The sequence below is a fragment of the Agrobacterium sp. SUL3 genome (assembly GCF_001263295.1).
GTDB classification, from domain to species: Bacteria; Pseudomonadota; Alphaproteobacteria; order Rhizobiales; family Rhizobiaceae; genus Agrobacterium; species Agrobacterium tomkonis.
Genome location: NZ_KQ414499.1, coordinates 476,107 through 493,947, shown reverse-complemented (window position 1 = coordinate 493,947; position 17,841 = coordinate 476,107). Strand labels below are relative to the sequence as shown.

Below are 17,841 nucleotides of genomic sequence, written 5' to 3'. Positions count from 1 at the left end.
TCAGTTGGACGCAGCCGTCTGGGCTTCAACCGGGCGGATCCGGTCACCATCGCGCACGAATGCTCCAGCTTTCTCGACAACCTTGTCTCCAGCGGCAAGGCCGCTGACAATTTCGATGAAACCGCTGTCTTCTATGCCGGTCTCGATCTTCACCTGCTTGACGACGTCGCCTTCCACCTTGCGGGTGGTCGAGCCTTCGCGTCCGGACGTGACGGCCGATAGCGGCAGGGCAAGCGCGTTCGTCTCTTCAACGATGATCTCGGCGCTGGCATACATGCCTGATCGTGCCGGGCTGTTTTCCGGCAGCACCACATGCACGGAACCGAGGCGCGTCGTCGGATCGACGGTCGGCGAAACGAGGCGCACCTTGCCCTCTATTTTCTGGGCTCCGCCGGCAACCGTCAAATAGGCTTTCTGACCGGCCTTGACCTTCTGGATATCGGTTTCCGAGAGATCAGCGACGAGTTCGATCGCGCCATCCTTGATGACGGTGAAAAGCGGATTTCCGGCACCGCTGGCAATGGCCCCGACCTTGGCGTTCTTGGCTGAGACGATGCCGGCGACAGGAGTTTTCACGCCGGTGCGGGTCAGTTTCAGATCGATATCGTCGATCTGCGCGGCGACGACCTTGATGTCAGCCTCGCCGGCGGACACCGCCTGTTTTGCTGCCTCCAGCCGGGCCTGTGCCACCTGCGCGGCGGCTTCGGTCTTTTCAGTCTCGGAGACGGAACCGGAGCCGCTCTGGCCGAGCTTGGCGGCGCGGTCACGCTGACGAAGGGCATCGTTGAGATTGGCCTGCGCTTCCAGCACCTGCGCTTTCGACTGGGTGACGGAGGCTTCTGCCTTGGCCTTGTTGGCCTCAAGCTGGCTCTTTTGCAGCACAAGGCTGTCGGAGGAAAGCACGGCCAGAACCGCATTGGCTTCCACCCGGTCGCCAATATCGGCATTCAGCGTGTCGATCGACAGGCCGTCAACCAGCGGCTGGACGTAGATCTCGTCCACGGGGCGGATTGTGCCTGTCGCGATGATGCGGTCCACGAGATCGCGTTTTGCGGCGTGCGCCACGATGATGGAGGGCAGGTTCTGCTGTTTGACCGGTGCCGGCGCTTCGCCTTCGGCGGCAGCCGAAAAGGGCAGGGCCGTTGCAGAAAGAAGGACGAAAACGAAGCGGTTAAAAGTAACTTTATGCTGCATGTGTCTTGGCTCGCGCAATATCCGATCACATGTCCTGCAGCCGTGAGGCGTGTTTTAATAGGTCATGCGATAGCGAATGTGAAACAAGGGATCACAATACTTCCTTTTCGATCCTCCCGATTCAAACGCCCCTCAACGCGAATCTCAAGCACCTTGCCCTTGTGCTTTTTCTACAAGATCAAATTTGGCAGTCTTGTGGGCGGGACTCTAATTGTTGTTGTCGTGCAAATCAATCCGCATAGCCACGATGGTTGATATACATTTTTGTATAGGGCCGGATATTGCAATTCATCAAATACGTTACCACTGAAAAACGAAACGCGCGGGCAGAGCCGCGCGTTCCATGCTTTCGGGTTCGATTTGACTATTTCAGCGCCGCATCGGTGATTTCGGTGGTGTAGGCACCGGATGGTTCCTTGGTGATGACCGGATCGGACCCGCCGCCGAGCAGCGTCTTGACGGTGCGGTCGTAATCCGCCTTGTCGAGCGCGCCTTTCGAGCCGGCAGTCAGCTTGGCGACTTCGCCCATCATGCGCTTCTGGTGCTTTTCGGTCTGGGCGCCGGAGGCGTCGTTTTCGAGAACGATGTCGGCCGCATCGTCAGGGTTTTCTTCCGCCCACTTCCAGCCCTTCATGGAGGCACGGACGAATTTGACCATGTCTTCCTTGAACTTGGCGTCCTTCAGCTTGTCTTCGAGAACATAAAGCCCGTCTTCGAGCGTCGCCACGCCTTCGTCCTCATATTTGAAGGTGACGAGTTCCTCCGGCTTGATGCCGGCGTCGATAACCTGCCAATATTCATTATAGGTCATGGTGGAAATGCAGGCGGCCTGCTTTTGCAGCAGCGGATCGACGTTGAAGCCCTGCTTCAGGACAGTGACGCCATCCGCGCCGCCGGTGGTTGGGATTTTCAGGTGCGCCATCCACGACAGAAACGGATATTCATTGCCGAAGAACCAGACGCCCAGCGTCTTGCCCTTGAAGTCGTCGGGCTTGGTGACGCCGGTTTCTTTCAGGCAGGTCAGCATCATGCCCGACGATTTGAATGGCTGGGCGATATTGACCAGCGGCACGCCCTTTTCACGGGTGGCGAGTGCGGATGGCAGCCAGTCGACGATCACATCCGCACCGCCGCCGGCCAGAACCTGTGCCGGTGCAATATCCGGGCCGCCCGGCTTGATGTCGACATCAAGGCCTTCGGCTTCGTAAAAACCCTTGTCCTTGGCAACGTAATAACCGGCGAATTGTGCCTGGGTCACCCATTTCAGCTGCAGGGTGATCTTGTCGGCGGCCTGCGCACTGAAGGCCGTCATCAGTGACGCGCCGGCAAGAAGCATGGATGCAAGTTTCATTTTCATCGCTGTTCCCTTTTTCGTTATTTACGTTCGTCCCCCACGGACGGACGGATGCCAGAAGGTGACGGCCCGCTCTGCGAGCGCCACCAGACCGTAAAAGCCTGAGCCGGCCAGTGCGGCGACCGCGATTTCGGCCCAGACCATATCGACATTGCTGCGGCCCATTTCCGCCGAGATGCGGAAACCCATGCCGACGATGGGTGTGCCGAAGAATTCCGCGACAATTGCGCCGATCAGCGCCAGCGTGGAATTGATCTTCAGCGCATTGAAAATGAAGGGCCAGGCGGCGGGCAGGCGCAGCTTTACCAATGTCTGCCACCAGCCGGCGGCATAGGTGCGCATCAGGTCGCGTTCCATGTGGCTGGAAGCGGCAAGCCCCTGCACCGTGTTCACCAGCATCGGGAAAAACGTCATGATGACGACGACCGCCACTTTCGACTGCCAGTCGAAGCCGAACCACATGACCATGATGGGGGCGATGCCGACCACCGGCAGAGCGGAGACGAAATTGCCGATGGGCAGCAGCCCGCGCTGGAGGAAGGGTGAGCGATCGATGAGGATGGCGACGATGAAGCCGAGGCCGCAGCCGAGCACATAACCCGTCAGCACCGATTTGAGGAAGGTCTGGCGGAAATCCGCCCAGAGGATCGGCAGGGAGCCAAGAAGGCGGGCAAGAATGGCGCTGGGTGCCGGCAGCAGGATGGGCGGCACGGAAAACCCGCGCACCACACCTTCCCAGATGGCGAGAATGGCCAGCCCGAAGAGAAGGGGTACGGCGATGCGGCTTGCGCGTTTTGCCGCCTGCGCGGAAAATCTGCGGCGCACCAGCCATTCGTTGCAGGCCCAGGCGGCAAGCCAGAACAGGATCGCGCCGAAAAACCAGCCGGGGTTCGTCATGGCCTTGCTCCCATTCGTTTCAGGACCGCGGCGTGGGCGATGCCGATGATGGACACCAGCAGGGCCGCGACACCGGCGGCCATGAACAGTGCCGCCCATATCTGCACCGTCTGGCCATAATAGGAGCCGGAGAGCAGCCGCGCGCCGAGACCGGCGACGGCCCCCGTCGGCAATTCGCCGACGATGGCGCCGACCAGCGCAATCGCAATGGCGATCTTCAGCGAGGTGAAGAGATAGGGGAGTGCGGCGGGCCAGCGCAGCTTCCAGAAGATTTGCGCAGGCGAGGCATTATAGGTGTGCATCAGATCAAGCTGGATGGTTTCCGGGCTTCTGAGACCCTTCACCATGCCGACGACGATGGGGAAGAAGGAAAGATAGGTGGAGATCAGCGCCTTCGGCAGCAGCCCGGAAATGCCGATGGAATTCAGGACGACGATGATCATCGGTGCGACTGCAAGGATCGGGATCGTCTGGCTGGCGATGATCCACGGCATGACGGAGCGATCCATGGCGCGATTGTGGATGATCGCGACGGCAAGCAGGATGCCGAGCACCGCACCGATGGCGAAACCGAGCAGCGTGGCGGAGAGTGTGACGCCGGCATGATAGATGAGGCTGCGTTTGGAGGTGATCGCCTTGTTGACGGTGGTGTCCCACAGTTCGGCGGCAATCTGGTGCGGGGCGGGGAGAACCGGGCGTTCCTGGGCGAAGGTTTGCGGCAGGAGTTCGAAGAAGCCCGGCGTTTGACCGGCGCGGGTGGCCTGATCGCGGGCGAAGGGCATGTTGAGATAGATGACGGCGAGGTGCCAGAGGATGAGGATGGCGAGGAGGACGGTGAGGATGGGGAGGATGCGGTGGCGGAGGAGGGTCATGGGTTTTCGCTCCGCTGCTCACTCCGAGGGTGCGGCTTACCCCCCTCTGTCCTGCCGGACATCTCCCCCTCAAGGGGGGAGATCGACTCGTGGTTGGGTCTCGCCCATCTCAAAGCTCGAGAATTAAGAGGGGAGTGCGCCTCCTGCCGATCTCCCCCCTTGAGGGGGAGATGCCCGGCAGGGCAGAGGGGGGTAAAGCTTGCGATGACCTCACCCCTCATAGCTATGCCCCGCCTTCAACCCCTCACGCACCCGATGCGCAATCGCCAGAAATTCCGGCGTCTCGCGAATCTCGAGCGGCCTCTCCCTCGGCAAGGTGGACGTAATCACATCCGTCACCCGACCCGGCCGCGGCGACATGACGACGATTTTCGTCGAGAGATAAACGGCTTCCGGAATGGAATGGGTGACGAAGCAGATGGTCTTGCCGGTCGTATCCCAGAGTTTCAGAAGCTGTTCGTTGAGGTGATCGCGGACAATTTCGTCCAGCGCGCCGAAGGGCTCATCCATCAACAGCAGGTCGGCATCGAAGGCGAGCGCGCGGGCGATGGAGGCGCGCTGCTGCATGCCGCCGGAAAGCTGCCAGGGGTACTTCTTGCCGAAACCGTTGAGGTTGACGAGGTCCATCGTGCGGTCGATGCGTTCGCGCTGCTGGGCTTTGGTGTAACCCATGATTTCGAGCGGCAAGGCGATGTTCTTTTCGATGCTGCGCCAGGGATAAAGCGCCGCGGCCTGAAAGACATAACCGTAGGATCGGTCTTGCCGGGCGTTTTCCGGCGTCGTGCCGTTGACGGTGATCTCTCCCGACGTGTGTTTTTCGAGATCGGCGATGACCCTGAGAAAGGTGGTCTTGCCGCAACCCGACGGGCCGATGAAGGAGACGAATTCGCCCTTGCCGACCTCCAGGTCGACATTGGACAGCGCATGTACCGGGCCATCCCCCGTTTCGAAGGTGAGGCCGAGATTTCTGGCGGAAACGACGGAATAGGGGGAGGCCGGATTCATCGTGGCTTGGTTTCGCTTTCCATCAGGGCCGCGCGCGCCAGTGGCAGCATGCGGGTTTCGGTGAGTCTGGCGATCGGCAGATCGGGTTTGGCGTCGAGATCGAGCCAGCGCACTTCCTCGATTTCCGCCTGCGGCAGGACCTCGGTATGAAGTCTGGCTGTAAAAGCATGGGCGACGACATCGGCCCCCGGCTCATTGGCGGCTTCCTCGCGAAAAACGCCCTCATAACGAACGGCATGGTCGGGCAACATCAGGCCGATTTCCTCGGCAAGTTCGCGGTGAAGCGCCTGTTGCGGTGTTTCGCCCGGGTCGATCTTGCCGCCCGGTTGCATGAATTGCGTGGTGCCGCGCTTGCGCACCACCAGCATCTGCCGCCGCTCGTTTAAAAGAACGGCAGCGGCGATGATGATCTCACGTCTTGCTTCAGTGCTCATGGTTACACGCCCGATGCCGGGATGCCGCTGCGTTCCACCCGGCGTGGCGAAACGAGTTCCTTCCAGGTGGAGAGCGCGCGGCTGACGGCGGGGTAGGGGTCGCGGGCGACGAACTGGCCGTGGCCCGGCTGCGTTTCGATGCTGCCCTCCTCGATGCTGACGAGACCGCGCGACAGGGTGAAGCGCGGCAGCCCCCTGATCTTTTGTCCCTCAAACACGTTGTAATCGATGGCCGACTGCTGGCTCGCCGCGCTGATGGTCTTTTTCAGTGCCGGATCCCAGACGACGATATCGGCATCGCTGCCAACGAGGATTGCGCCCTTTTTCGGATAGATGTTGAGGATCTTGGCGATGTTGGTGGAGGTGACGGCGACAAATTCGTTCATCGTCAGGCGTCCGGTCGCCACACCATGGGTCCAGAGCAGCGGCATGCGATCTTCCAGCCCGCCGGTGCCGTTCGGTATCTTGCGGAAGTCACCGATACCGAAACGTTTCTGCTCGGTGGTGAAGGCGCAATGGTCGGTCGCCACGCATTGCAGCGAGCCGGAGGCGAGACCTGCCCAGAGGCCGTCCTGATGCTGCCGGTTGCGGAAGGGCGGCGACATCACCCGGCGGGCGGCGTGATCCCAGTCGGCATTGGCATATTCGCTTTCATCGAGGATCAGGTGCTGGATCAGCGGTTCGCCATAGACCCGCATGCCGTTTTGCCGGGCGCGGCGGATCGCTTCATGGGCCTGCTCACACGATGTGTGGACGACATAAAGCGGCGCACCCGCCATATCGGCGATGATGATGGCGCGGTTGGTTGCTTCACCCTCCACGGAGGGAGGACGGGAGTAGGCGTGCGCCTCCGGCCCGACATTGCCTGCCGCCATCAGTTTTTCCTGCATCTGCGCGACGATATCGCCGTTTTCCGCATGCACGAAGGGAATGGCGCCCAGTTCGGCGCAGCGCGAAAAGGAGGCGAACATCTCGTCATCATTCACCATCAGCGCGCCCTTATAGGCCATGAAGTGCTTGAAGGAGTTGATGCCCTTTTCCCGAACCACCGTCTTCATTTCGTTGAAGACCTGCTCGCCCCACCAGGTGACGGCCATGTGGAAGGAATAATCGCAATTTGCGCGTGTCGCCTTGTTGTCCCAGCGTTGCAGGGCCTCGAGGAGCGATTGCCCCGGCTCCGGCAGGCAGAAATCCACCACCATGGTGGTGCCACCGGCGAGCGCCGCCCGCGTGCCGCTCTCGAAATCATCGGCGGAATAGGTGCCCATGAAGGGCATTTCCAGATGCACATGCGGATCGATGCCACCGGGCATGACATAACATCCGGTGGCATCGAGCACCGTGCCGCCCGTCAGATCGGGCCCAATCCCGATGATCCTGCCGCCTTCGATCTTCACATCGGCCTTGTAGGTGAGGTCGGCGGTGACGATGGTGCCGTTCTTGATGATGGTGGCGGTCATTCCACGATCTCCGCAGTCTCCAGCACCGCATGCAGCAGCACGTCGCAACCGGCCTTTGCCCATTCCGGCGAAATCTCTTCCGCCTCATTGTGGGAAAGCCCGTCCACGCAGGGGCAGAAGATCATGGTGGAGGGGGCGACCCTTGCCGTCCAGCAGGCATCGTGGCCGGCGCCGGAGATGATGTCCATGTGGCTGTAGCCCAGTCTTTCGGCGGCGGCGCGCACGCGGCCGACCAGCACCGGATCGAAGGTGACGGGGTCGAAATGGCCGATGGCCTCGATCGTGCAGCCGACGCCGAGTTCTTCGGCGATAACAGGCACCTCGCGTTCGAAGATGGCGCGCATGCTGTCGAGTTTCGCCTGTGAGGGGGTTCTGAGGTCGATGGTGAAGACCACCTTGCCGGGCAGCACGTTGCGGGAATTGGGGGTGAAGATCATCTGGCCGACGCCGGCGACGGCGCCCGGCTGGTGGGCCATCGCCACTTCCTGCACCTTTTCGAGAATGCGGGCGGCGGCAAGGCCGGCATTGACGCGCATGGCCATCGGGGTGGAGCCGGTATGGGCTTCCTTGCCGGTCAACGTCACTTCCAGCCACCATAGCCCCTGGCAATGGGTGACGACGCCGATCTGTTTGTCTTGCGCCTCCAGGATAGGTCCCTGTTCGATGTGATATTCGAAATAGGCGTGCATTTTGCGCGCGCCGACGTCTTCTTCGCCCAGCCAGCCGATGCGCTTCAGTTCGTCACCATAGGTCTTGCCGTCGGTGTCGGTACGGCTATAGGCGTAGTCGAGATCGTGGATGCCGGCAAAGACGCCTGATGCAAGCATGGCGGGCGCAAAACGTGCGCCTTCCTCGTTGGACCAGTTGGTGACGGTGATCGGGTGTTTGGTCCTGATATTGAGGTCATCAAGGCTGCGCACCACCTCCAGCCCGGCCAGCACGCCAAGCACGCCATCGAACTTGCCGCCCGTCGGCTGGGTGTCGAGATGGCTGCCGATATAAACGGGAAGCGCATCCGGGTCCTCGCCCGGGCGGGTTGCGAACATGGTGCCCATGCGGTCGACGCCGAGCGTCAGTCCCGCCGCCTCGCACCAATGCTTGAACAGGTGGCGGCCTTCCCCATCCTCATCCGTCAGTGTGCGGCGATTATTGCCGCCGGCGATGCCGGGGCCGATCTTCGCCATGTCCATCAGACTATCCCACAGACGGTCGCCATTGACCGTCAAGTTCTTACCCGCCGCCATGAAATGTCGTCCTCACCTGTTTTGTTTTTATCGAAGCAAAGCTTGTGCCGTTCCCGTTTTTGCCGACTAAGATAACAGCCATTGCCTTGTGCTGGCGATGATGGATAAATTGACCGGCTGGTAAACAATGCAAATTTGCGATGACGTCAGCAAGGGACTTTCGTGACGAATCGCACTAATTTTGCCCAAACTGTACGCGTCGATTATTTTTTAATCATACTGTAGCGGCAATTGCATCGAAAAGAAACAGAGAGCAGAGAATGGCCATACCGCGCGCAGCGAAAACACAGAAGCGGACCCGCATTCAGGAGGAAAAGCAGGAAGCTATCCTCGAGGCAGCGCTCAGCGTATTTTCCATCAACGGCTTTCGTGGTTCCACCATAGACCAGATTGCCGAGGCGGCCGGCATGTCCAAGCCGAATGTGCTTTATTATTTCCGCACCAAGGAGGCGATGCATCGCGCGCTTATCGAGCGGGTGCTGGATACATGGCTTGATCCGCTCAGGGCTTTTGACGCCGAGGGCAATCCGGAAAGCGAAATCCGCTCCTATATTCGCCGCAAGCTGGAAATGTCGCGGGATTTCCCGCGTGAAAGCCGGCTGTTCGCCAATGAAATACTGCAGGGCGCACCGCATATCGAGGATGAGCTTAAAGGACCGCTGAAGCAACTGGTGGATGAAAAGGCCGAGGTGATCCGTGCCTGGGTGAAGGCCGGCCGGATCGCCAAATGTGACCCCTACCATCTCATCTTCTCGATCTGGTCGACCACCCAGCACTATGCGGATTTCGATGTGCAGGTGCGGGCGGTGCTGGGTGACAAAAACGGCGGCGATGGTCGGTTTGAAGATGCGGCCCGGCATCTGGAGCAGCTTTTCATGGGTGGATTGCGGCTAAACGGCTAGGCGGGACGGGGTCTCGCGAATATGTGATCGATGTTTTGCATCAAAACATGAGGAAAATGATCACCTTTATACTTTACTCCAAAACTCATCTTTATTATGGTGCCGCTATCCCGAACGTCCGGGGCATGAAAAATCAACCGGCAGGTGAGGGAATGGCACGCAAGGAAAAGAAGAAGGCCGAACGCGGCGGCAAGCAGGGCAAGGGCGCGCCTCAAAACGAAAAGGACGTGGCCGAACAGCAGCTTTCCGGGCCGAAGAGCTTTCTTTATGTTGGCGGCCGTGACTGTCAGGTTGCCCATCTTCGCCAGATCGCCAGCAATTTCGGCGCCGAACTTATCCATCACGATGGGGGATTGCGTGAGGCGGTGTCGCGCATCGATACCGTTCTTCCTTCCGTCGACTGCGTTTTCTGCCCGATCGACTGTATCAGCCACGATGCGTGTCTGCGGGTGAAGTCGGGTTGCAAGAAATTCGGCAAGACGTTCATTCCGCTGCGCAATGGCAGCAAATCCAGTCTGGAGCGGGCGCTGCAGACGATGAATGAACGGACCTCCGGCGATGAGCGACGAGCGCAATAATTTCCATGATGATGAGCCCGCGGCAGCAGAAGCCTGCCGCGTGGAACTGCACAAGATGGCTGAACAGGGCGCCGATCCGGCCCTGACGGACATGTATGAAATCGTCGGCGAACGGGAGCGGCGCAACCGTGCGGCGGCGGCCGACAGCAATGTGGTGGTCTTTCCCCATCTGCGTACCCGCCAGCCCGGCGAAACGCCGTCCTTCGCCCTGGGCGAGGCGGCTGAAGACGGCCGCAACATCCTGTCATTTCGCTGGACGCGACGTTAAGGTTGATCAGCCTTTCGGCTTCAAAAATGCCCCGGCGCAGAGCACGAGCCACCCGGCAATCATGCCAAGGCCACCCGTGGGTGCGGCGAAGGGAAACAGGCTGTGGCCGAAAAAATGCCTGACGACGAGATCGCCGACGAAGACCGCCGTGCCGAGGCCGAGGATCAGGCCCGCCGGAATGGCGGTTCTGATGCGATCCGCGCCGATATGGAGCGCCACCAGCACCGGGGCATGCGCCAGCGCCATGGCTGAGGCATTGCCCAGCATATAGGTTTCGCCCGTGTGGGTGGCGGCGGCGGCAAGCATCACACCGGCAGCCCCAAGCAAACCGCCCAGCAGCAGAATGAAAGATCGCAACCGTTCGCGCGGCACTGTTGCGTCTGTCGAACTTCCGTCGCTCATGCTTGAATTGCTCATGGGCTGTCCGCCTCCTGGTTCTGCATGTGAAAGGCCAGCCGCTCCACCGGCGCCCAGATGATCTCGCGCAGCTTCGGGTTCTCGATGGTTTCATCCATGGCGCGGCGGAAGCAGAGCAGCCATTCGTCGCGCTCGGCAGGGCCGATGGGCGCGACGAAATGGCGGCGGCGCAACATCGGATGGCCGTGTTTCTCGACATAGACGGGCGGTCCGCCAAGATATCCCGTCAGATAATCGTAAAACTTCGCTTCACTGCCGGAAAGATCGGCAGGGTGAATGGCACGGCAATGCGCCGCCTCCGGCAGGGTGTCCATCAATTCATAGAAACGCCGGGTCAAGGCCTTGACGGTCGCATCGCCGCCGATCGCTTCATAAAGGGTAATGGTCTCGCCGCTCATCGTCCGCCTCATCTGGCCCTTCGGTCCTTATCGCTTTCTCAAGCGGGAAGAGCAACAGGGAAAGGCGGGATGCGACATTTGGGACATTGTGCCGATAGAAACCTCAGTTTTCGGGCCCGACGGATCGTTGAATAGCCTGAACGGCTATTTTGAGTGGCGCGACATGTTCGGTCACCACGGCCCAAACCACATCGTCCGCGATCTTGTGGTATTCATGGCGGAGAATATTGCCGATTCCGAAAATCTGTTTCCATGGAATGTCCGGCGCGAGGTTAAGCAATTCCTCCGGTATGTGTCGCGATGCCTCTGAAACGATCTCCAGAGCGCGCTGTACAGCAAGCTTGAGCAGCCAATTTTGCTGGAAATCAGCAAGCGACAGGCCTGCAGTGTGGGTCTCAATACCGTTTATGGCCTCCAGAATTTCGGCGAGAACCGGCCCGACCCTGCGTCTGGTCATCAAAATATCCGTACGGCGGATTGCTCGATGTCATTCCGGAGCAACGGATGGAGGCTGTTGCGTGTCGTCACGTCGACTTCCACGGCTAATTCTTCTTCCAGAAACTGCTTGATACCGACGAGATCGATCAACGAGAAACGGCGGCCCGGATCATAGTCGATGAAGATGTCCAGATCGCTGGAGGCAAGGGCCTCATCGCGGGCCGTCGATCCAAAAAGATAGAGCGACGTCGCGCCCATGCTTTTCACTGCATGGGCGTGTCGCTTGAGTTTTCTTATTGCGTCCGTTCTCTTCATGCGCGCAGCTTACACCATCGCGTATGCGGCATCCACTCTCACCCAAAATTGCGGATGAGATCGAGCCCCTTGTTCAAAAGCGTTTCGGCTTCATCCTGATTGGCGGCTTCGACGTAGCAGCGCATTTCCGGCGCGTTGCCGGAAGGGCGGAAGTGGATGGTGCTGCCGTCGGTGAGCGCCACGCGCAGGCCGTCGATGTCGCTGAGCGTCTTGACCTTGCCGACCGGGGCAAGGAAAGCCTCGAGATTGTCGCGAGACGCGCGCAGATGCGTCATCAGGGCGGTGCTTTTTTCCTGGGCGAAATTCTCCAGACGGTCGGCGGCGGCGACCGGCAGATTGTAGGCGGCGGCGATCTCCGACAGCGGCTTTTTCTGCTCGGCTGACAGCAGCAGCACAGCGAGAACCGGCAGGAAGCTGTCACGCGTCGGCAGTGGCGAAACTGCCCTTCCATTGAGCGTGAATGCCGAAGCCGTCAGCAGGCCGCCATTGGCTTCGAAGCCCATGACGCCGTTTCTGCCGGCGGCAAGCGCCTCTGCCATGCCGGCGATGACGAAAGGCGAGCCGACCTTGGTGCGAACGACCTCGAAGGAACCGCTCGCTTCAATGCCGGAATTGGAGGTGACGGGGGTGACGACCACGCCGGCATCGAGGAAATTGGCGGTGATGAGCCCGATCAGGTCGCCGCGCAGCGGCACGCCGTTCTCATCGGCAAGCAGCGGGCGATCACCGTCACCGTCAGCGGAAACGATGGCGTCGAGACCATGCTCCGGGGCCCACTTCCTGAGAAGCGCCAGCGTTTCCGGCGAGACCGCCTCGGTATCAACAGGAATGAATGTTTCCGAGCGACCGAGCGCCACGACGTTAGCGCCATAATGGGCGAGAACGTCGACGAAGAGATCGCGGGCCACGGTGCTGTGCTGGTAAACACCGATCTTGAGGCCCGACAATGCCTTTTCCGGCAGAAGGGCGATGTTGCGTTCGTAAAACAATTCGGCTGCGATTGCGGAATGGTCTTCCGCCGTCGCGGCCTCGTCGCTGATGCCTTCCGCTTCGACTTCGGCTGCAAGGGCGGCGATTGCCGTTTCATCCTGCTTGTCGATTTCGCCGTCCGGGCGATAGAATTTGATGCCGTTGCGATCGGCCGGAATATGCGAGCCGGTGATCATCAGCGCGCCGGCCTTCAACGACAGGCCGTAAAGCGCCAGAGCGGGTGTCGGCACGGTGCCGCAATCGAGGGGGGTAAGACCGGCGTTTTTCAGCGCGGCGATGCAGGTTGCCGAAACATCAGGGCTCGAATCCCGGAAATCGCGGGCCACGAGAATGGGGTCGCCTGCCTTTGCCTGACCCGATGTGAGAAGGTGCCTTGCAAATGCCGTGGCATAGACGGCCGAGGCTTTTCCCTTCAGATCGACAGAGAGACCGCGAAGGCCGCTCGTTCCAAATTTCAGGCTCATGCCAAACTCCGTTTCGATAAAATCTTTGAGGTTCAAATGGATAATGCAAAAATATAACGCCTGAAAGAACCGTATCGATCCATTCACGTCAATCCTCTCTTTCATGATGGACGCGAATGGGCGATGATTGCGGGAATGAAGCGGGTAACTTAAAATTCACCCGTCATATTTAAACTTGTCCGTCTATAGCGGCTGTGGCGACGATGGAAACCATCTGTTGCCGGCCTTTTTGTGGTTCATTCGAGTTGGATTGGCTGATGTACAGGCTTCAAAAGGCGGGACATAAGCAGGCACGTCCGCTTGATGAAAAAACGGCGCCCGCCGCGAGAACCCACGGTTCCCTGCTGGACGATCTGGTGGATGAGGACGAGGTTTTCGAACGCACGGTGCTGAAAGAACATCTGGAGCCGAAACCGGCCGCCGCAGCCGAGCCGGCTCCAGCCGAAAAGCCAGTGAAACCATCCTCGCCGACCGGTAGTCTGGCGGCCGCGTTGCCGGGCCTGAAATATATCGACAGGATCGGTGTGGACGATATCCTCATCTGGCTGCGTAACGGCATTGTCTGGATCGTGCTGGCGATCATTCTCTGCGTCGCCGCCGCACTGACCTATGCTTCCATGACGCCGCCGCGTTACACCGCCTATACGGATATCGTTGTTAATCCCTCCAATCTCAACGTCGTCAATGACGGCGTGTTTTCACCGAGCCAGCAGCGCGACACCCAGATCCTCGAAGTGGAAAGCAAGCTGCGCACCATCACCTCGCGCAACGTGCTGGCACGGGTGGTGGATGAGCTGAAGCTCGATCAGGACGCCGAATTCATCAGCCCGCCGCCGCTTGCCCGGCTGAAGGCGATGTTTTCGTCGAAGCCGGAAGATGGCGACAACCGGGTCGGGGCGCTCCGTTCCCTCGGCGACCGGGTGGCGGCGGAACGCGATCCGCGCTCCTTCGTGGTGACGCTCTCGGTCTGGACCAACGATGCGGAAAAATCCGTGACGGTTTCCAAGGCCATCGTCAAAGCCTTTGAAAGCGAGTTGTTCCAGACGACCTCCGACAGCAGCCAGCGCGTTGTCGACGATCTCAAGAAACGGCTCGAGGAGATGCGCGAGAACGTGACGGCTGCCGAAAAGCGGGTGGCGGATTTCCGTCGTGAGAACGGGTTGCAGGAAAATAACGGCCAGCTGGTCAGCAATCTCGCCTCCGGCGAACTGAACGCGCAGGTTCTTGCGGCACAGCAGCGCGTCATTCAGGAAGAATCACGTCTGAAGCAGATGGAAGCGGCGATTGCCCAGAACCGCACGCAGAGCGATGCCATCTTCGACAGCCAGACCATGAACACCATCCGCGCACAATATAGCACCCTGCAGCAGCAGATCGGCGCGATGACGCTGACCTATGGCGCGCGGCATCCGCGTCTGGCAACCGCAGGGGCGGAGCGCGCCATGCTGGAACGCGGCATGGCGGATGAAGCGCGGCGCATCCTGCAGGCGGCCAAGACCAATGTCGCCGAGGCCCGCTCCTCGCTCGATGCCCTCAGATTGAAGGCGGTAGCGGAACGGGCCAACGTCTTCACCGACAACGAGGCGCAGGTGCGGCTCAGGGATCTGGAGCGCGACGCCAATTCGGCTGCCGCGATCTACGAGACCTATCTTACCCGCTCGCGCCAGCTTGCCGAACAGCAGTCGATCGATTCCACCAATGTGCGGGTGATTTCACAGCCTGTCGCGCCGAATTCCAGAAGCTGGCCGCCGGGCAAGCTGACCTTCCTGATTGCCGGTGGTGCAGGTGGTCTGTTCCTTGGTCTCGGCATTGCCGGGGCGCTCGGGCTCTGGGGTTATCTGCGCCGCAACGACCACGATGAAAGTGCTGCGCGCTACGCCTGATGAGGCTGGCCCGCTGCCCTATTCTTCCGAAATCAGGCCGTCATACACTTCGAGCAGGGCAGCGGCGATGGCAGCACCCAGCGCATTGCCTGCATCCCGAATGCCAGCCTCGTCGCCGTCGCGGACCGAAATGGCGAGATCGGACGCTTCGTTGGCGACGATTTCCTTTGCCCGTTCTATTGCCCAGAGGCCGAAATCGCCGCGGTTGTCGATCGAGATGGTTTCCATGGCCGGGACCTTTTCTGTGGTGTGGTTTCGCCGTTCCTTAACCCATCGGCCGGGAAACCGGAATAGGCGGAAAGCGTGGTCTCAACCTCCGGGCGTGTAAATCGTCCGCTTCAAACGATGGGTTTATAAAAATATTAATGATAGTTCTTCGTAGTGTTTGAAGCCTTATACCTTAAGCATATGTGTGACTATAACAATGAAACGATGCCTATCTTGGACACCGGACAGATTATGACAGGGAGCGAAATGCCGGATGCGAAAGGGCCGAACACGACCTGGCCCGTCATTCCGCTTGCGGCTTTACCCATCACTGACGCGACGATAGAAGAAACGGCTGAGGATTTCATCCTGCGGGCGGGGCACGTGCGTGCTGTCGGCGCAAGGCCGTTCTATTCGACCTCGGCGAACGGTCAGGTCATCGCGCTCTGCCATCACGACAGGGAATTTGACGCCATGCTGCGGCAGGCGGACCAGATTCACGCCGACGGCATGTCACTGGTCATCTTTTCCCGCACGTTCTGCCCGAATGCACTGCGCGAACGCGTGGCCACGACGGATCTCGTTCATGCGGTTGCCCGCCGGGCCGAAGAGACGGGTGCGCGGTTTTATTTCCTCGGTGGCTCCGAAGAGGTCAACCGCGCCGCGGTGGAGGAAATGCAGAGGCTTTATCCGCGCCTGGTTTTTTCCGGGCGGCGCAACGGTTATTTCAGCCGGGACGAAGAAGAGGCGATCCTTGCCGATGTCGTCGCATCGCAGACCGATATTCTCTGGGTCGGCTTCGGGATTCCGCTGGAGCAACGCTTCGTTTCGCGCAATCTGGACAGGCTTTCCGGCATTGCCGTGGTCAAGACGTGCGGTGGTCTGTTCGATTTTCTTGCCGGCAAGAACAGCCGCGCGCCGCAATGGATGCAGGATATGGGGCTGGAATGGCTCTACAGGGCGATGCTTGAGCCGAGACGCCTCGGCAAACGCTACCTGCTGACCAATCCCATCGCTATATATTCGCTTCTGAAACACAGCTACCGGGCTTCGGGACGCTGACGAAGCGGAGAGGAAGACGGCGGTTTTGCCGTCCTCGGTTTTGCCATTCTCAGTTTTGCCATTCTCAGTTTTGATTGCGCGGCGAATTTTTTGAAAGCCGCGCGCGCCAATCTATATGAGATCATCCTAACGTATTGAAACGATGCGCCTCGCCGCTAAAATACGTTGCAACTGGGCGCAACGGCGTTACACTGGGGAAATATTATAAATTTATTCGAATCAGAGATATTTGAGGGCAGCGATGGTCATTACGTCCATTTCTCTTTTTGTCTATGGGATTGGCACTGTTACCTCTCTCGCCATGACCTATATTGAAGGCGCCCGCCGCGACAGGGATTGGGATTTTTATCGGGTGACCGGTATCGTTCTTTGTTTCTTGTGGCCGGTTCTCGTTCCGCTTCTCATTCTTGCAGCCGTGTTTTCTTCCTTCGGTTTCCAGAAACGCATGAATGCGATTTCGCTGGGCAGGGAAAAAACGTTGGGCTGACACGGGTGCCCGCAATGAGGGATATCAGGCCTTTTTCACCGGCGCCTTATAGGGCGTGAGCGTGATGCCCAAGCTCGCCATCACGCGGCCGATGGACATCAGCGGCGGATGGGTGGCAGGCAAAAGCGCACCGGTTTTCAGGAAAGCGGCAATGGCGCGGATGAGCGACAGGCACAGGCTGACGACGTTTTTGGCGGCAAGCAGCAGTCCACCCTTGAGGCCAGGGCGGCGAGCGCGGTCGATGCTATAATTGATGATGCCGGTTCTTAGCGAGCGCTCCATGATCCAGCGCGGCGCCATGCGGTTTTCCGGCACGTATTCTATGATGAGGGCTTGAGCGTTCCAGGCGAATTTGAAACCGGCCTTACGGCAGCGGGTGAAGAAATCCATATCACCACCGCCGAGGAAATTGAACCGCACGTCGAATTCCGGTTTTGACAAGCTTTCGAAAACTTTCCGCGAAATCAGGCAATTGCCGGATCCGTGAATCTGCTCGACGGGACCGGTCGGCGCTTCGATGGAGCCGAACAGCGGATGTGACAGCACCGCCTTTGGTGCGGGTGCGTCGAATTCACGGTTGACCGGTCCACCGACGATATCGGCGCCGAAGGACCTGGCCGCCGACACCATTTCGGCAAGCCAGACGGGGGAGGCGGCCTCGTCGTCATCGATCATCAGGAACCATTGAGCGGAGGGATAGCTCTGCCGGGCGGTGCGGAAGGCGGTATTGATGGCGTAACAATTGCCCTGCGTCGGCTCCACCAGTGTCTGGCCGGTCGTGCCGCTTTCGCCAAAAAATGCACGTGCGACGGCAAGGCCCTGCTGGCCTGCGCCATCATTGTCGACCACGACGATGGCGAAGGGAAAATCGACCTTCTGCGCCGCGAGCGACAAAAGCGTCTTTCGCAAGCCTTCGGGCCGGCGGAAACTGGGAATGCACACCACCGCTTCCGGCATGATCTCGGGCATGGA

At 59.7% G+C, this 17,841-nt stretch carries 20 protein-coding genes and 1 pseudogene; 6 read left to right on the top strand and 15 right to left on the bottom strand.

Features of this window, described 5'->3' with window-relative positions:
* The 8 genes from AKG12_RS06200 to AKG12_RS06165 all read right to left on the bottom strand — a co-directional run bounded on the left by AKG12_RS06200 (position 1) and on the right by AKG12_RS06165 (position 8,460).
* Complete coding sequence (locus tag AKG12_RS06200) at positions 1 to 1,194, bottom strand: efflux RND transporter periplasmic adaptor subunit (protein WP_046797828.1); 1,194 nt, start codon at positions 1,192 to 1,194, stop codon at positions 1 to 3.
* Positions 1,195 to 1,558: 364 nt separating this feature from the next.
* Complete coding sequence (locus tag AKG12_RS06195) at positions 1,559 to 2,551, bottom strand: ABC transporter substrate-binding protein (protein WP_046797829.1); 993 nt, start codon at positions 2,549 to 2,551, stop codon at positions 1,559 to 1,561.
* Positions 2,552 to 2,572: 21 nt separating this feature from the next.
* Positions 2,573 to 3,445, bottom strand: a complete 873-nt coding sequence (locus AKG12_RS06190) for an ABC transporter permease (protein WP_046797830.1) — start codon at positions 3,443 to 3,445, stop codon at positions 2,573 to 2,575.
* Positions 3,442 to 4,317 (bottom strand): ABC transporter permease, encoded by an 876-nt coding sequence (locus AKG12_RS06185; protein WP_052818206.1) that lies wholly within the window; start codon positions 4,315 to 4,317, stop codon positions 3,442 to 3,444. Before AKG12_RS06185 ends, AKG12_RS06190 begins: the two co-directional genes overlap by 4 nt.
* Positions 4,318 to 4,527: 210 nt before the next feature.
* Entirely contained in the window at positions 4,528 to 5,322 is a 795-nt protein-coding gene (locus AKG12_RS06180; RefSeq protein ID WP_046797832.1) for an ABC transporter ATP-binding protein, read from the bottom strand.
* A complete protein-coding gene (locus tag AKG12_RS06175; RefSeq protein WP_052818205.1) occupies positions 5,319 to 5,756 on the bottom strand; it encodes an NUDIX hydrolase in 438 nt (145 codons plus the stop codon). Before AKG12_RS06175 ends, AKG12_RS06180 begins: the two co-directional genes overlap by 4 nt.
* Positions 5,757 to 5,758: 2 nt before the next feature.
* Positions 5,759 to 7,216, bottom strand: coding sequence for a dihydropyrimidinase (hydA, locus tag AKG12_RS06170; protein ID WP_052818204.1), 1,458 nt, complete (start codon positions 7,214 to 7,216; stop codon positions 5,759 to 5,761).
* Positions 7,213 to 8,460, bottom strand: a complete 1,248-nt coding sequence (locus AKG12_RS06165) for a Zn-dependent hydrolase (RefSeq protein WP_052818203.1) — start codon at positions 8,458 to 8,460, stop codon at positions 7,213 to 7,215. The genes hydA and AKG12_RS06165 overlap by 4 nt, the downstream gene beginning before the upstream one ends.
* A gap of 260 nt (positions 8,461 to 8,720) precedes the next feature.
* On the opposite strand from AKG12_RS06165, the gene AKG12_RS06160 reads away from it, so the two are divergent.
* The 3 genes and pseudogenes from AKG12_RS06160 to AKG12_RS06150 all read left to right on the top strand — a co-directional run bounded on the left by AKG12_RS06160 (position 8,721) and on the right by AKG12_RS06150 (position 10,208).
* Positions 8,721 to 9,362: a TetR family transcriptional regulator C-terminal domain-containing protein gene (locus tag AKG12_RS06160; protein WP_046797836.1), complete on the top strand. Its 642-nt coding sequence runs from the start codon at positions 8,721 to 8,723 to the stop codon at positions 9,360 to 9,362.
* A gap of 254 nt (positions 9,363 to 9,616) precedes the next feature.
* Positions 9,617 to 9,940 (top strand): annotated as a pseudogene (locus tag AKG12_RS06155) (DUF2325 domain-containing protein); the annotation flags it as partial.
* A complete protein-coding gene (locus tag AKG12_RS06150; RefSeq protein WP_052818202.1) occupies positions 9,921 to 10,208 on the top strand; it encodes a hypothetical protein in 288 nt (95 codons plus the stop codon). The pseudogene AKG12_RS06155 and the gene AKG12_RS06150, both read left to right, overlap by 20 nt.
* Positions 10,209 to 10,214: 6 nt before the next feature.
* Here the strand turns inward: AKG12_RS06150 and AKG12_RS06145 are convergent, their stop codons facing one another.
* The 5 genes from AKG12_RS06145 to uppO all read right to left on the bottom strand — a co-directional run bounded on the left by AKG12_RS06145 (position 10,215) and on the right by uppO (position 13,230).
* Positions 10,215 to 10,625: a DUF423 domain-containing protein gene (locus AKG12_RS06145; protein WP_502688805.1), complete on the bottom strand. Its 411-nt coding sequence runs from the start codon at positions 10,623 to 10,625 to the stop codon at positions 10,215 to 10,217.
* The gene (locus tag AKG12_RS06140; RefSeq protein ID WP_052818362.1) at positions 10,622 to 11,023 is read right to left on the bottom strand and encodes a group II truncated hemoglobin; all 402 of its coding nucleotides are present in this window, start codon (positions 11,021 to 11,023) and stop codon (positions 10,622 to 10,624) included. Before AKG12_RS06140 ends, AKG12_RS06145 begins: the two co-directional genes overlap by 4 nt.
* 103 nt (positions 11,024 to 11,126) lie before the next feature.
* On the bottom strand, positions 11,127 to 11,480 hold the full coding sequence (locus AKG12_RS06135) for a HepT-like ribonuclease domain-containing protein (protein WP_046797839.1): 354 nt from the start codon (positions 11,478 to 11,480) through the stop codon (positions 11,127 to 11,129).
* Complete coding sequence (locus AKG12_RS06130; protein ID WP_003520575.1) at positions 11,480 to 11,776, bottom strand: nucleotidyltransferase family protein; 297 nt, start codon at positions 11,774 to 11,776, stop codon at positions 11,480 to 11,482. The genes AKG12_RS06135 and AKG12_RS06130 overlap by 1 nt, the downstream gene beginning before the upstream one ends.
* Positions 11,777 to 11,814: 38 nt before the next feature.
* The gene (uppO, locus tag AKG12_RS06125) at positions 11,815 to 13,230 is read right to left on the bottom strand and encodes a polysaccharide biosynthesis phosphomannomutase UppO (RefSeq protein WP_052818361.1); all 1,416 of its coding nucleotides are present in this window, start codon (positions 13,228 to 13,230) and stop codon (positions 11,815 to 11,817) included.
* 257 nt (positions 13,231 to 13,487) lie between these two features.
* Here uppO and uppM point away from each other — a divergent pair, with 257 nt between their 5' ends.
* A complete protein-coding gene (gene uppM, locus AKG12_RS06120) occupies positions 13,488 to 15,113 on the top strand; it encodes a polysaccharide biosynthesis protein UppM (RefSeq protein ID WP_052818360.1) in 1,626 nt (541 codons plus the stop codon).
* Between the two features lie 18 nt (positions 15,114 to 15,131).
* Here the strand turns inward: uppM and AKG12_RS30675 are convergent, their stop codons facing one another.
* Complete coding sequence (locus AKG12_RS30675; RefSeq protein ID WP_003509414.1) at positions 15,132 to 15,341, bottom strand: hypothetical protein; 210 nt, start codon at positions 15,339 to 15,341, stop codon at positions 15,132 to 15,134.
* A gap of 246 nt (positions 15,342 to 15,587) precedes the next feature.
* Here AKG12_RS30675 and uppL point away from each other — a divergent pair, with 246 nt between their 5' ends.
* Together uppL and AKG12_RS06105 are read left to right on the top strand one after the other, a co-directional pair.
* Positions 15,588 to 16,382, top strand: coding sequence for a polysaccharide biosynthesis UDP-hexose transferase UppL (gene uppL / locus AKG12_RS06110; protein ID WP_046797840.1), 795 nt, complete (start codon positions 15,588 to 15,590; stop codon positions 16,380 to 16,382).
* A 241-nt stretch (positions 16,383 to 16,623) separates the two neighbouring features.
* Positions 16,624 to 16,869, top strand: a complete 246-nt coding sequence (locus AKG12_RS06105; RefSeq protein ID WP_052818201.1) for a hypothetical protein — start codon at positions 16,624 to 16,626, stop codon at positions 16,867 to 16,869.
* 24 nt (positions 16,870 to 16,893) lie between these two features.
* On the opposite strand, the gene uppJ is transcribed toward AKG12_RS06105, so the two are convergent.
* Positions 16,894 to 17,838 (bottom strand): polysaccharide biosynthesis UDP-hexose transferase UppJ, encoded by a 945-nt coding sequence (gene uppJ / locus AKG12_RS06100; protein ID WP_052818200.1) that lies wholly within the window; start codon positions 17,836 to 17,838, stop codon positions 16,894 to 16,896.
* Positions 17,839 to 17,841: the final 3 nt, after the last annotated feature.